Raw genomic sequence first — 13,852 nt, 5'->3', positions numbered from 1 at the left:
CCCCTAAACAGGTCCAAGTTATCAACTTGGCAATAAAAGAGCTTGAGTCTGGAGTGTGCTACAGGCTTTAAAATGAGAACTATGAATAATGCCGAAGTGACATTGTCCATAGGCGAACTTTCAAAGAGATCCGGCGTCAGTATCGAGACAATTCGCTACTACGAACGATTGGGGCTCTTAAAGCCTGTGGCTCGAACGACATCCGGGTACCGGGTTTACGACATTGGGTCCGTAAACACCATTCAATTTGTAAAACGCGCGCAATCTTTGGGGTTTTCCCTGGCCGCCATCAACGATCTTCTAAAACTGAGGGCAACCACAGAAGCCCCCTGCAATGAACTTCATGGCAAAACCGTCAGCTATCTTGAGGAGATTGAAATGGAAATTAAAAAACTGAAGAACATCCATTTCGTCCTTTCCAGTCTTGTTCAAGAGTGTCGTACTAAAAAGCCCAAAGACAGCTGCAGTGTTTTAGATTGTTTTGAGGGAAAAGGCTGCAGCTCCCTCTTGCTCAAAGTTTTTCAATTTTGACTTCTCAATGCGAATCAATCTTTCACAGATAGGTGGAACAAATGCCGAAGGATTCAAATGATGCACTTTTAGTCTCCATGCGCCAGCTCGTTGCCTCAAACAAAGAAATAATCTTTCAACTTGAAAATCGTATGTTTGGCGGCGGAGTGGTCATTGGGGAGGCTCATCAAAATGAGCATCTCAAGAAAACGGTCGCAAAACTGAAAGATTTCACTCGACGGATGGAAGAGCTCGAGACTCAAATTCGCAGTTTTGATAGTGAATAAACCTTCGTTGAAAAGGCCCCAAAGAAGAACTCCCTTCCGAAACGAAAGGGAGTTCACAAGAACTAATGAACTTTTTTACCCATTAAAGCAGCACGAGCCGCCGCTAAACGAGCGATAGGAACGCGGAACGGAGAGCACGATACGTAATCAAGTCCGACACGGTGGAAGAACTCAATAGACTCAGGATCACCACCATGTTCACCGCACACGCCGACTTTCAGATCGGGTTTGGTGCGACGACCAAGATCTGTTCCCATTTTCACTAAAGATCCTACACCCACTTGATCAATCGACATGAACGGATCTTTAGGCAAGATTCCTGAAGACACGTAAGAACCCAAGAAACGACCCGAGTCATCACGAGAAAGTCCCAAAGTCGTCTGGGTCAAATCGTTGGTACCGAAACTAAAGAAGTCCGCATGCTCCGCAATCGCATCCGCAGTGATCGCGGCACGTGGAAGCTCAATCATCGTTCCTACGTGGTAGTCAAACTTCACGTTTTTCTCGGACTGAACTTTCTTCACTTCGTTGATTGTCAAAATACGAAGCGTATCCAATTCTTTGTCCGTCGCCACCAGAGGAATCATGATTTCAGGAGTCAACTTCTTACCTTCTGCCACCAACATCGAGGCCGCTTCAGCAATCGCGCGCACCTGCATTTGATAGATCTCAGGATAAGTGATCGCCAAACGGCAACCACGGTGACCCAACATAGGATTGAACTCATGCAACGCTTTAACTTTTGAACGCAAGCGGTCCGCATCCATACCAATACGTTTCGCCAATTCTTTGGTCTCTTCGTCAGTGTGAGGAACGAACTCGTGCAAAGGAGGATCCAACAAGCGGATGGTCACTGGCAAGCCGTCCATGATCTTAAAGAGTTGATAGAAATCATCCCTTTGCATTGGCAAAAGTTTCACCAAAGCCTTTTCTCGATCGGATCTGTTGTCGGCGATGATCATCTCACGAACCGCATCGATACGATCTGCGCCGAAGAACATGTGCTCTGTACGGCAAAGACCAATACCTTCCGCGCCGAAGCGACGGGCTGTTTCTGCATCTTTCGGAGTATCCGCATTGGTGCGAACTTTCAGACGACGAAGACGATCTGCAATCGTCATGATACGCTCAAAAGTGCCTTCCAATTTTGGTTCAATAGTTTTTACTTCACCCAGGAACACTTCACCCGTCGAACCATCCAAAGTGATCACATCGCCCCGTTTAAGAACGTAGCCTTTCACTTTCATAGTCTCTGTGCGATAATCAACTTCCACTTCTCCGCAACCAGCGACACAGCACTTGCCCATACCACGAGCCACAACAGCCGCATGCGAGGTCATGCCCCCACGAGTTGTGAAGATCCCTTGGGCCGCCACCATACCGGCGATGTCTTCAGGCGAAGTCTCAACGCGAACTAGAATGACTTTCTTACCTTGCTCTTTCCATTCAACCGCTTCTTCCGAAGTGAATACGATTTGACCGTTCACGCCCCCCGGAGACGCCGGCAAACCTTTCGCCAACAAAGTCTTCGCCGCCTTAGGATCCAGTGTTGGATGCAAAAGCTGATCAAGAGCTTGTGGATCTAAACGCAAGATCGCTTCATCTTCCGTGATCAATTTTTCGTCGATCATATCGCAAGCAATTTTCAAAGCCGCGGCTGCCGTTCTTTTCCCATTACGAGTTTGCAGCATCCACAAAACACCCCGCTCAATAGTGAACTCGATGTCTTGCATGTCGCGATAGTGAGATTCCAATTTTTTGTAGATTTCCACCAGTTGCGCATAGGCTTGAGGCAAAGCCTCTTCCAAAGACTGTACACCCGCAAGCGCCGCTGCGACCTTGGTGATCGGCTGTGGTGTGCGAATTCCCGCCACCACGTCTTCACCTTGAGCGTTGATCAAAAACTCTCCGAAGAAGGCTTTTTCCCCTGTGGAAGGGTTGCGTGTGAACGCCACACCTGTTGCCGAGTCATCTCCCATGTTTCCGAAAACCATGGACTGAACGTTCACGGCTGTTCCCCAACTTGCAGGGATCGAGTGAAGTTCACGATAAGTGATCGCACGAGGCGTATTCCATGAACGGAAAACCGCAGAAACGGCTCCCCACAGTTGTTCCCAAGGATCTGTTGGGAAAGACTGACCCGTCATTTGATGAACAAGATCTTTGAATTTTTTTACAAGAAGTTTCAAATCATCGACATTCATTTCCGTGTCGAGTTTGTAGTGTTTTTCTTCTTTCAGATCTTCAAGGGTTACATCCAGAAGCGAGGAGTTCATCCCCATCACCACATCAGAATACATTTGAATAAAGCGACGATAAGAATCCCAGGCGAAACGAGGGTTGTTCGAAGACTTCGCAAGTCCTTCCACCGTCTGGTCATTCAAACCCAAGTTCAAGATGGTATCCATCATGCCCGGCATAGAAGCGCGAGCACCCGAACGAACCGACACCAAAAGAGGATTGTTCACATCACCAAACTTTTTGCCGATCTTCGCCTCGACTTTGGCCATCGCCGCCGTCACCGCAGGACGAACCCATTCAGGAAGTTTTCCGCCAGCCTCTGTGTAGTGCGTGCAGATCTCTGTCGAAATAGTAAAGCCCGGAGGAACAGGAATCCCCAGCGAAGTCATCTCCGCCAAGTTGGCTCCTTTACCGCCCAAGATGTTTTTCATCCCAGCGTTACCTTCAGCCTCACCGGCCGCAAAGAAGTACACAAACTTCTGCGGGATCGTAGAGCTAATTGATGATTTATTTTCCGTGTTTACATTCTGGTGCATAAGTCTCCCTCCAGAAAAGTAAAAATTGTAGTCCAAACTACCACGTATAAAACACTGCTAAGTGCCTAATATCAATGAAATATTTTTAATATCTCGCGCAACGAGTTATAGAGCCCCAACTCCAACCCAAAACCCTCACATCCGTACTAAATTCACTTTATTTTCTAACCACTTAGACATCATCCCAAAAAACAAACAATCTCCCGCCCCAACAAACCCACTTCTTTCTGCAATCCCTTAGAGCCCCCTCCTGGGCTTGAAGTCCGAGTTCCACAGCGAAGCAACCCCCCACTGCGGCAGCCAAAAAAAGAACAACAAGAGCGAGGACTGTCCGAGGAATTCAAGCCCAGGAGGGGGCTCTAAGGGATTGCAGAAAGCAAAAGGGGCTTCGATCGAAGCCCCGGGAAATTCCTAATTCACATCTACGACTTCAAAGTCGATACTCAACCCGACACCGGGGCCCTGGTAGTTCCAGTTGATCCCTTCCGACAACAAAATAGAGTTTGTCGAGGGCTGATAAACCCAACCACTGGTGGCGCTGTTGGGAATCACTTGAGTGCCGTAAGAGACTTTGATCGTCTTTACGTTGGGAATACGGCTGAGCTTCACAGTTCCCGCCGAACGGCGAACGATGTCTTTCGCGAACTCCGCCAGCTTCACACCGTAATCAGGCAAACAAAGGCTCAAGATGTTCTTCTGAGACTTGTCACCATTTGAAACGATGGCCAAGAAGTTCTCAAGCTTATCATCAAGTTCTTCCATTCCCCGACAGATAGTTTCTTCTGCCAATTTACGGATCACACCGTAAGCCAAAACGCGGCTTGGATCAGTCTTCTTGGTGTTCAGAAACTGCAAGAAATCTTGGGGACTGTACTTAGACTGCTCCTTAGCATCGGTAATAAAGATCACCGCTAAGAATGCGTCTTGCCGATGAAATCCCACATTGACAGTGTTTTCCAAGGGCAAAGAAAGAGCTTCCATCACAGGACTGAACATCTCTTCCGTCGCACTGCCATTGGTTCCCAAAACCATTTTTCGCGACAGGACATTCACTAAATCCGGCGTCGTTTTAGAGACAAAGGACGGAGTGCCAATCAACTTCCCGCAATTATCGCGATTGAAGTAACCACAAAGTTCCATGTCCGTACTGATAACACCGATATGGTAGTCCAAGATTGAAACCTTGGACATGGCATCCGCAAACAAGTAAGCATTGCGACTCAATGTCTGTTGAACGCTTTCCATACTTCCAGAGTTATCAATCACAAAAAGGATATCTACTTTGGGGTTGAAAACCGTAAAGTCTTTGGGCTTTTCAGAAAATCCCTCCTTGGGAAGGACGGCCTTTGGAACTAACTTTGTCGCTGATTCACTTCCGCAACCTGTCAGAAGCGAAAAAGCAATGAGGGCACAGAGAGCTTGAACTAAAGATTTCATCTTTACTCCTTCACGCTTTCTTTAGAGCAACCTTTTTTAACGTCCACTTTGAAGTTAGAAAGTTCGTCAAACCAGATCTCTTTGTCATTGGCAAAACTCATCGCGAACTTGCCGTTGGCGCCTGTGGATCCTTTTTTAGATTCAGATACATTCGCGTGCTTCAAGAACTTAGAAGCCGAATCCACTTGCTGAATCATCTCCACTTCAACGATTCTCAAACGCTGCATGACTTGTTTAGAGTCTTCCAACTCAGCCTTGGCCAACTCCTGAACGCGCTGATAACCCGCTCCTTGAGTCAACTGAGCCCGAGTCTGAACTTGATTCTTCAAAGTTTCAAAGTGACCCTGCAAATTTCCGAACGTCAAAGAACGCGCATAAAGCTGTTCTGCAAGTCCCGCTTCTTTCGTCAGATATTCATGTCTCTTCACTAACAACGACAACACTTCATCTTTCGACGCGTAAGCAGGCAAAAGATGAGCCTCTTTACCAAGCTTGGCGGTGCTCACAGGACCTTCAGACAATGACTTCATCAGATTCGCCACAGCGGGCTGATGAGGATCTGCTGCCAACTTTTCAAGAGCGACCAAATGATCTCCGAACTGCGACTTAATAGACTTCATCGTCGTCAGAACACCTGGATAATCACACACCTTCAAGCTGCTGAAAGAGCTCAGCAAGTAAGACTCAATACCCACCCATCCTTTAAAGTGGGGGTAAGTCAAAGTCTTGGTGATAGCCATCGCATTCTGTGGCTCCCCTTTTCTCATATAAGCCCAAGCCATTTCCTCTTGCGCCTGGAACCAATAGTCCGATTTTTTAGAGATCTTTTCGTAGTACTTTAGCGAAGCATCCAAAAATCCATTTTGATAAAGCAAACGACCTGCAGTGATCGTCATAAGGTCTTTATCAATCGGGTTGTTTTTGGCTTTCATCAAATGCGCCAGAACTTGCGCGGCTTTCGCAGAATCCCCCCGGATGCCCAAATTCAAAACCAGCTGCCATTGCAAAATATTACGTTCTGCAGAGTCCACCGGAGTTTTCTTAATGAGCTCAGTCAACGCCCCAAGATCTTCAGCCACGTAGCTCTTCTGAAGAACCACCGCCATTTCAGCGCCCACGCCAAAGACTTGAGTCCAATATGGATTCCAAGTGACTTGCGCCATTCCCCAAACCGGATCTTTGTCATTGAGATTTTCTTTCCAAAGACTGATCACCGAAGCGTCAATTTTTTGGGGTTCTGAAATCGCCAAAAGACTTTCAACCCCCGTCAACTTCAAACCATTTTTATAGTTGAGGAAGGCTTCTAGAGCTTTACCCGTCTCTGTTCCCTGGAATGTGGAACCGCTGAAAGCCGCACTCCACTGAAAGAGGGCTTTTTCGTAGTTCTTATCCACCAAGAACTGGAAGAAAATATTTTGTTCCGCAGAAGAAGGGTTCACCGCTTTTTTAAGTTTAGCGACTTCTTCGCTTTCAACATATTGAGCCGCTGCAGATCCGGTCTTGCCTTCTAGGATGCTCATCAGATCGTCTTCAGCGAAGGCCGCACTATGAACACCTAAAACAAGAGAGGCTGCAGTCAAAGATTTTATTAGCATCATAACATCCAACCCATTTGCACAGAGGCTGTGTTTGTCAGCATATTTTCAGTCTTATCATAGTATTCAGCTTTGTATTGTTGAGCGCGATACTCCAGACGAGTCGTCAAATTGGAGTTCACCCAAAAACCAAAACCCAATCCCATCATCGCGGCCGGAGTAGAACCAGAAGAAAGCTCCATAGAGCCATAACCCGCCGTCAAATAAGTATCAAAGTGCGCCACACCCCATTTGCCGAAGCTCAACTTCCCTACGATCGGATACCAGTTCACAAGACCCATCGTTTCTGTTTTAGGATAGACAACCTGAGGGAAAAGATACTTCGGATCTTTTGGATTTGTAGCCGCTTCTTCACTGGCTTTTGCAACCATCGCCTTACCTTCAGGAGTCAGCGTATTGAAAGAGTAGCTGTACTTCAATCCCACACTCCATGCCGGATTGATGTGATAATGCACATTCATTCCCACGTTGTTCGTGTGATTGTAAGCATCGCCACCAAAAACTCCAGAAAACTCTGGTGCCACTTCAAATCGGTTTGTTCTGTTCGTGAAACGATTCTGAATCACTTCATTTTCAACTTCGGGGTTCAAAGCTTTGGCCTTGATGTAAAGAGCCTCATTCCCACCGAAAGAATCGATTTCTTGTTCAACTTGCGCATAAGAAACAGAGGATAAGAAAAGTGCTACAATTAAACTTAAAGATTTCATGGTGTCGCCGCCTTTACGTTAATGCGAAGAGTGTGTTTGGTCGTGACTTTTTGCTTCGAGCGAGACGTTGAGTTTTCAACTTCCATACTCAAAGTGTAGACCTTCGCTTCAGCTCCTGTCGTATTGATGATGCCTGAACAGTCCAATTGATATTTGCCGCCACTACCGTACTTACAGCTCAAAGAACTTCCGGGAAGAATCGTCGCAATATCATCCATCGCCGTCATAGCAAGGATTCCATTTCCAGAAGGATCATAAATCGAAAATGCCACTTGCGCGATTTCACCTACGGTCAGAACGGGGCCAAGATTCATGGTCATCTTGGTATTCTTCAGTTTCGCTTCAACAGAAACCTCTTTTTTATAAAGGTCCGAGCTGACGCCATGTTTAGAAACGGCGACCAAACCAAAACAGTAATTTCCTGAAGGCAACATGTCGGCACTGGACAACCCAATGCTCAATTCACCTTTGTATTTGCCAGGATTTGCTGTATCCGTCTTAAGATTCTTCACTTCTACCAAGTGAGCGATAGAATCCGAATAGTAATTGCTTGGACAATCACGGACCATCACGGCCACTTCGTCCTCTGAAAACGCGTCAATGTCTTCAACCTGGAATTCCATGGTATAGTTTTTACCCACCAACCATTGCGCCTGACCCGTCACCGTATTGACGATAGGCTTTGAGTATGAATTCACAATCACCAAAGAAATCGCTTTTTTCTCGACAGAAATCGTTGGATTTTTTTCCGTAGATTGTGTCGCCAAAGTGATGCGCAAAACCAGTTCTACACTGGGACGTCCGCCCACAAGCGCTTTCACCGGAGTCCATTTGAAGTCCCCCGTCGCAGCGTCAAAAGTAGCACCTGGGAAATCGGCCAAGTTGTCGATAGAAAGTGTAAAACCCACATCAGGAGTCATCACGCGACCCAAGATCTTAAACTCCATTTGACTGCCGACACGGCCATTAACCAAAACAGGCGCATCAATTTGCATGGCCTCTTTTGAAAGAGGTTTTTCCGGCACAGGTTTATTCGTATCAGGAAGGCGACCTTCGCGAACCTGATCAGAAGCCCCCGAAAGAGGATCCTGCTGCATTTCACACGCCGTCAAAAACATTAAGCTGGTCAATAAAGCTAATACTAATTTCATCTTTTACCCCTGACCTTGTCTGCGCAATACGAACGGATAAGTTACTTTTACATCCACGCCCCCTTGAGGGACGGGGAACTTCCAAGTTTTCAAACGCATAGTAATACAATCCTCGACGCCCTTGTTAGCCATCGAAGAATTCTCCACTTGAGCCGATTTCACAAGTCCATTGCCACCGATCACAAATCCCATGGCAACACGACCGCTCAAGTTCGGTACTCCTTGCAAGGCCTGTTCGTAACAAAAACGAACTTGCCCCAAGTTACGACGAATCACTTCGTCAATCGCGGAACGATCCAAACCTTGAGCCACTTCTGCTTCCGCACCCAATGGAACCGGCGCGCCTCCCGCAGAACCAACCAATGAAAGACTTCCATAACCCGCTTGGCCGCCACCTTTTCCCTTCGTGCCGTAACCACCGCCACCGGCGATATTCGCACCAGGTCCCAAAGGAGCTGAAGTGATCCCTTTTCCATACAAAGACGTTTGCACGCCTCCGCTGCCACCGGTCCCGCCAAGGCCTACACCTGCTGTTGTATTTACAGCACCTAAGTTCAAACCACCGCGTTGTTTACCCGAACGCAAACTTCCCAAGGCCGCCAAAGCGCCGGAACGTTTTACCAGCTCCGCTCTTTTGGTCGGCATTTTAGTGGCGGTTTGATCCGCCATCATATTGGTGGAAGGAGCCACCGTACGCTGTTTCATTTCTTTGGCTTTAACGATCTTTACAACTTCTTGTTTCAGCTCTTCAGTGACTTTCGCATTCTCTTTGGGAGCGAACTTGAAGATGGAAAGCAAAAGAAGGAACAAAGCCACGGCCATCATGATCGAAGCTTTCAGATCCTTTTTGCCGTCCTCTTTCACTGAGCCATCGACGGAGACCGTCGCAACGTCCTTTACGACACGCAAAGATCCGTAACTTCCCAAAGCAAGCTTCTGATCCTTCATCTCGTCAAAATCAAGATCCGCAATTTTAGAGAATTTGATTTTGTTTTTTTCCAAGCCCGCCGTGTCCGTAACGACTTCCAAACGTTTTGTATCAAAACGCTGAATCAACTGCGCCTTTTTTTCCGTCACCGGAATCTGGCGAGTCACATTACCCAAATTGTCTTCTAAAACTAATCGAAGGCTCATTTGTTTTTCACCTCACCCAAAGTCGCTGATTGCTTCATGCGATCTTTGAAGTCTGCTCTCACACCAATTAAACTATTTAAGACTTTATCTTCTTCGACTGTGGTCACAGCTTCATCCGAGAAGTGATATTGACCACTCACAAGAAGATCTTCGAAGTTCATATCCTGAGCCTTCTTGTTCGTCGCGGTATTTTCAGGAGCTGCCTGCGCCACTGTGGCCATGAAAGCCATAATCATCATCAACGCATATTTCATCATTGCTGTTTCTCCTTCACTTCATTGTCCTTCTTAGCCAATGTCGCCAAACGTCCTTCAAGGTATTCCACCATACTCTTACGTTGTGCCTTCTTCTCAAGAACCAAAACTTCTTGAATCGCACTAGCCACGAACGGATTCTGCTTCAAGTTCATGCGCGCCTTCTCAAGCTCCGCCAAAGTCGGCTTCACTTGTGCCAAATCAGAAGCTCTGATTTCAGCCACGGCTCCAGTCCAAGAAGCCTTTTGATCTTCTGGAGCGACCGCCGCCAAAGCTTCCACTTCTTCCACTGTATATTTGGCCCATTCAAAGTTCTGAGCCGCAAAAGTTTTGTAAGTCTCCAAAGCCGTTTTCTGACTCCAGAACTCTTTCACTTTTGTTTCCGCCATCATCGCCGTATTTTGATTGGGCGCGACCTGCTGGGACAAAATCGTCAGATATTCAGTCTCTTGCTCGGGAGTCAGTCCCGCTGGCATTGGCAACGCCAAGGCTTCGTTATAGAAACGTGTGTTCTCTTTCGCAACCAGATCCAGGGCCAACAACTGAGACGACCAAACCGCCGAAGCAATCGCTTTATTCGCCAAAGCATCGATCTTTTCTAAAAGCTTCACGCGCGCCTTCAAACCCGAGGCAATCGTATTTTGGTTTTTGGTATCAATCGTGTGCGCCGCCACTTGAGTGCTCAAGGCTTTCAGATCACTCAATAACAAGATTTTTCCGATCATCACGAAAGAGTCTTGTTGAGAGTTGCCTTTTTCTTTCAAAGCCTTTTCTAAAACTTTTTTATCATTGGTCAAACCATAAACTTGCAAAGCCGCACGAGCATAAAGGCCCGGGTTGCTTTTGAAGTATGGTTTGTAAGTTTCCAAGTCCTTTGCCGGAGCTTTAGACATACGGATCAATTGAGTTGCAATCAAAGCCTTCTTTTCATCGTCTTTAGATTGTTTCAAGTATTGAGAGTAATATTGTTGAGGGTCTTTATCCGCAAGCTCCGAGTACAGAGCCAACTTCAACATCTTTTCATCCTGAGACAAAGCACCAAACTTCATCTGCTCGGCAGCCTTCAATGCCGTCGCAAAATCAAGTTCCAGTTCGGCAAACCAAACCTTACGTCCCAATGCGAACTCTCGCTCTTCGTCCGTCAAAGTTGTTTCGCGCAAAAGATCTTCCGTCGCCACGCGAGCTTCCGTGATCTTATTCAGTTTTTCATTCAACAAGATCTTATTCTTCAAGTAGACCTTACGATCTTCGGGGCTGGCCGCAGCGGCATTAAAGCTGCCCAAGGCCAACAACGCTTGATCCGGCTGAGCTTCAGCCAATTTCGCAGACTGAGTCAGGATGGATTTTTGATGGATGTGCTGAAACTCCGCCTTTTTGTCGGTAAAGAGCTTTGCATATTCTGCGGACCACTGCTGGATGCGGGCGTCGTCTTTAAGCAATGCCAAAGCATCCAAAGAAAGTTCCGCCGCTTGCGCCTGGATCTGACGAGATCCCTGCCCCGCTACTGCCAACTGTTTTAATTGCTCGGCCGCAACCGTGTAATTTCCTTTTTGATAGATTGCATAGGCCTTTTGATATTGCACATCAAAAGACTTCTGCTTCAGCACGGACTTCTGTAAATAATCATCCTGAGCTGCAACCAAAAGAACTTCGTCTTTTGATTTTTCCGCGTTTTCAATTCCCAAAAGAAGATTCTTTTCAAGCTTATCCGCTTGCACCTTCTGTTGAGCCACGTCTTTTTCCGCCGTGTACTTTGCCAAGATGACTTTATTAGCTAACGCCGTCCACTGCGCTGCTTGAGTATATTGGTTCGCTACAGCCGCCGCTTGCGCTCCCCACACGTACATATCTTCATCTTCAGAGAAGACTTTGAAATACTCTTCATAGGCATTCAAAAGCTCGGCACTGGGCTTGCTGTTTTCAATACGATTCCAGCCCACCACAAATTGACGAAGACCTTTGGCAGACTCTTCACAAGACGCCAAAGTGCAATCCGTTCCGCCCCACAAATTCAAAGCCATTTGATAAGACTTGGCCGCCGCCGCAGTGTTTTTCAAATCAAAATGAAGTTGCGCCATGCGCACTTGCGCTTCCAAACGAGCTTTGGCGTCGCTTTGTTTTTGATAAACAAAGTCCCACACCTTCAAAGAAGGCTCTTTTTGTCCTAAACGCAGACCTTCACGAGCCAATAAAGTGACTTGCTGAATTTTAAAGTTTTCAGGAGACAACGAATACAAAAGCTCCGCATCTCCGTCCTTGATTCCTCGCGCGGCCATAAAAGTCGCCAAATCACGTGACACCTCTTCTAGGAATTGGGCATCTGCCACTCCCCGAGACGAAGCCATGCGTGATTGAAGTTTCGGATTTTTGAGGATCTCTTGAAGTTGCACCAAAGAGGCATCCATATTGCCCATGCGGAATGAACACCAAGCCTTACGGTACGCCGCCAAGCCCTGAGAGCTGGCACCTTCTGTTGCCAAAACCTTTCCATAAAGGTCATGGGCTTTTACAAAATCAGATTTTCTAAATGCCATTTCCGCCAAAGACAGATTAGCTTCCGCCACCTCAAGAGGAGAAGAAGAGGAACCCAACATCGCTTGATAGCTTTTTTCAGCCAAATCACCGCGACCTTGCAGTTCATAAAGGTGACCCATTTGCAAATGAACTTTGGCGATTGAGTTCGCAGGAACCTTCGTCAAAGCTTCAGAATAATAATTCAAGGCTTTTTCGCGATCTTTTTCGCCGGCCTTACAAACAGTACAACCCTCCGCCAGCTCTTGCATTGAAAGCTGACGAGCGCGTTCTGCATGAAGATCCGCCAAGCGCAAAAGAACAGAGGCTCTCGCAGGATCTGCCGGAGCCAAGCCCAACTGTACTTGAGTGAGTTTTTGAATTAGGAGGTCTTGAGTGGACCCAGCAGCTATCGCGGGCTGTGCATAGACAGCCCCCACGGATAGAGAGAAAATTAAAAGTCTTTTTTTCATCATCGAGACCCCCTCCGTCTCTAAAAACAACTTCACCCCGACTACTTGAGAACCACCGCGAATTTGATGTCGCTGTATCCCGCCTGGTTCATGCCCAGAATAATCTGGTTCAGGAACTCGTACTTCACTCGGCGATCGGCTTGGATCGTCGCGATTCCCGGGAAGGCCTCATTCGGATGAAGCTCTTGGTACTTCTTACGAAGCTCCAAAAGTTCCGCCGTGATCGTTTCTGCCGTCACAACTTTGTCTTCAATATAGATTTTGCCATCGTCCACTTTGATAACTGGGTTTCTTTCAAGAACATCGGCCAAATGAGCTTTTGGAAGCTCTTGATTTTTACCGATCATCAAGATTTCGCCCGTGCTGGAGAAGTTCATCAAAAGGAAGATGACAAGAATAGAGAACGCATCAATCAACGCCGTCAGAAGAAGATCCGCAGCAATATGTCTTTTCAATTTAGCGCCGCGAGGACTGATAATAGAGTGTCCCTCTAAAGTCCCCAGCAACACCGACTGCTTTAAAATGCCGTCTGAAATCACAAAACCCCCACTATAAAGGAGAAACGCCCAAATCCGTCATTCCGCTCTTCTTCAGCTTATCCATCACATCGATGATTTCTTCATAAGCTGTCGAAGCTGTGGGCTGAATCAGTCCGGTGTTCAAAGAAGGGTCCACTTGCTTTAAATTAGCCAAGGCCTTCTCTAAACCATCCCAATTCACCTTATTGTCTTGTTGAGAAACACGAAACTTACGCAAAGAAGCAGGAACCAGAGAGCTCTGTTGCACTTCCAGATCCAGATCCCCTTTGGGCGTCATACGGATCCACACCAAGGGACTTTTCTTTGTGTCCTCTTGAGCTTGACCGCCGACGGCTTGTTTCACGTTCATCGATCCCACGTTCAACCACACTGCGGTGATCAAAAGAAAGCAGATCGACACTGACAACAAGTCAATGAACGGAATAAGGTTTACTTCGAAATCCAAATGCTTTTTAGAGTGTTTCATAAAAACCTCTT

Annotated in this window: 12 protein-coding genes; 2 read left to right on the top strand and 10 right to left on the bottom strand. The window is 46.9% G+C overall.

The features are described from left to right. The first annotated feature begins 72 nt into the window (after positions 1 to 72). Both ACM64D_RS09070 and ACM64D_RS09065 read left to right on the top strand, forming a co-directional pair. Entirely contained in the window at positions 73 to 531 is a 459-nt protein-coding gene (locus ACM64D_RS09070; RefSeq protein ID WP_415062887.1) for a heavy metal-responsive transcriptional regulator, read from the top strand. 41 nt (positions 532 to 572) lie between these two features. Then, positions 573 to 797, top strand: a complete 225-nt coding sequence (locus tag ACM64D_RS09065) for a hypothetical protein (protein WP_415062886.1) — start codon at positions 573 to 575, stop codon at positions 795 to 797. Between the two features lie 62 nt (positions 798 to 859). Here the strand turns inward: ACM64D_RS09065 and ppdK are convergent, their stop codons facing one another. The 10 genes from ppdK to ACM64D_RS09015 all read right to left on the bottom strand — a co-directional run bounded on the left by ppdK (position 860) and on the right by ACM64D_RS09015 (position 13,841). Beyond that, a complete protein-coding gene (gene ppdK, locus ACM64D_RS09060) occupies positions 860 to 3,574 on the bottom strand; it encodes a pyruvate, phosphate dikinase (protein ID WP_415062885.1) in 2,715 nt (904 codons plus the stop codon). Positions 3,575 to 3,985: 411 nt separating this feature from the next. After that, entirely contained in the window at positions 3,986 to 5,011 is a 1,026-nt protein-coding gene (locus ACM64D_RS09055) for a VWA domain-containing protein (protein WP_415062884.1), read from the bottom strand. A gap of 2 nt (positions 5,012 to 5,013) precedes the next feature. Beyond that, positions 5,014 to 6,609 carry a tetratricopeptide repeat protein gene (locus ACM64D_RS09050; protein ID WP_415062883.1) on the bottom strand — a complete coding sequence of 532 codons (1,596 nt, stop codon included), beginning with the start codon at positions 6,607 to 6,609 and terminating at the stop codon, positions 5,014 to 5,016. Then, positions 6,606 to 7,313 carry an outer membrane beta-barrel domain-containing protein gene (locus ACM64D_RS09045; RefSeq protein WP_415062882.1) on the bottom strand — a complete coding sequence of 236 codons (708 nt, stop codon included), beginning with the start codon at positions 7,311 to 7,313 and terminating at the stop codon, positions 6,606 to 6,608. Before ACM64D_RS09045 ends, ACM64D_RS09050 begins: the two co-directional genes overlap by 4 nt. Continuing rightward, the gene (locus tag ACM64D_RS09040) at positions 7,310 to 8,464 is read right to left on the bottom strand and encodes a hypothetical protein (protein ID WP_415062881.1); all 1,155 of its coding nucleotides are present in this window, start codon (positions 8,462 to 8,464) and stop codon (positions 7,310 to 7,312) included. Before ACM64D_RS09040 ends, ACM64D_RS09045 begins: the two co-directional genes overlap by 4 nt. A gap of 3 nt (positions 8,465 to 8,467) precedes the next feature. Then, positions 8,468 to 9,598 (bottom strand): AgmX/PglI C-terminal domain-containing protein, encoded by a 1,131-nt coding sequence (locus ACM64D_RS09035; RefSeq protein WP_415062880.1) that lies wholly within the window; start codon positions 9,596 to 9,598, stop codon positions 8,468 to 8,470. After that, a complete protein-coding gene (locus ACM64D_RS09030; protein WP_415062879.1) occupies positions 9,595 to 9,855 on the bottom strand; it encodes a hypothetical protein in 261 nt (86 codons plus the stop codon). The genes ACM64D_RS09035 and ACM64D_RS09030 overlap by 4 nt, the downstream gene beginning before the upstream one ends. Then, positions 9,852 to 12,839, bottom strand: a complete 2,988-nt coding sequence (locus ACM64D_RS09025) for a tetratricopeptide repeat protein (protein ID WP_415062878.1) — start codon at positions 12,837 to 12,839, stop codon at positions 9,852 to 9,854. The genes ACM64D_RS09030 and ACM64D_RS09025 overlap by 4 nt, the downstream gene beginning before the upstream one ends. A gap of 38 nt (positions 12,840 to 12,877) precedes the next feature. Beyond that, positions 12,878 to 13,375, bottom strand: a complete 498-nt coding sequence (locus ACM64D_RS09020; RefSeq protein ID WP_415062877.1) for an ExbD/TolR family protein — start codon at positions 13,373 to 13,375, stop codon at positions 12,878 to 12,880. 10 nt (positions 13,376 to 13,385) lie between these two features. Continuing rightward, complete coding sequence (locus tag ACM64D_RS09015) at positions 13,386 to 13,841, bottom strand: ExbD/TolR family protein (RefSeq protein WP_415062876.1); 456 nt, start codon at positions 13,839 to 13,841, stop codon at positions 13,386 to 13,388. Positions 13,842 to 13,852 lie beyond the last annotated feature (11 nt).

The sequence above is a fragment of the Bdellovibrio sp. genome, from assembly GCF_047637665.1.
Lineage (GTDB): Bacteria > Bdellovibrionota > Bdellovibrionia > Bdellovibrionales > Bdellovibrionaceae > Bdellovibrio.
The sequence above is the reverse complement of the archived record's forward strand: the minus strand, read 5'-3'. Positions and strand labels throughout refer to the sequence as shown.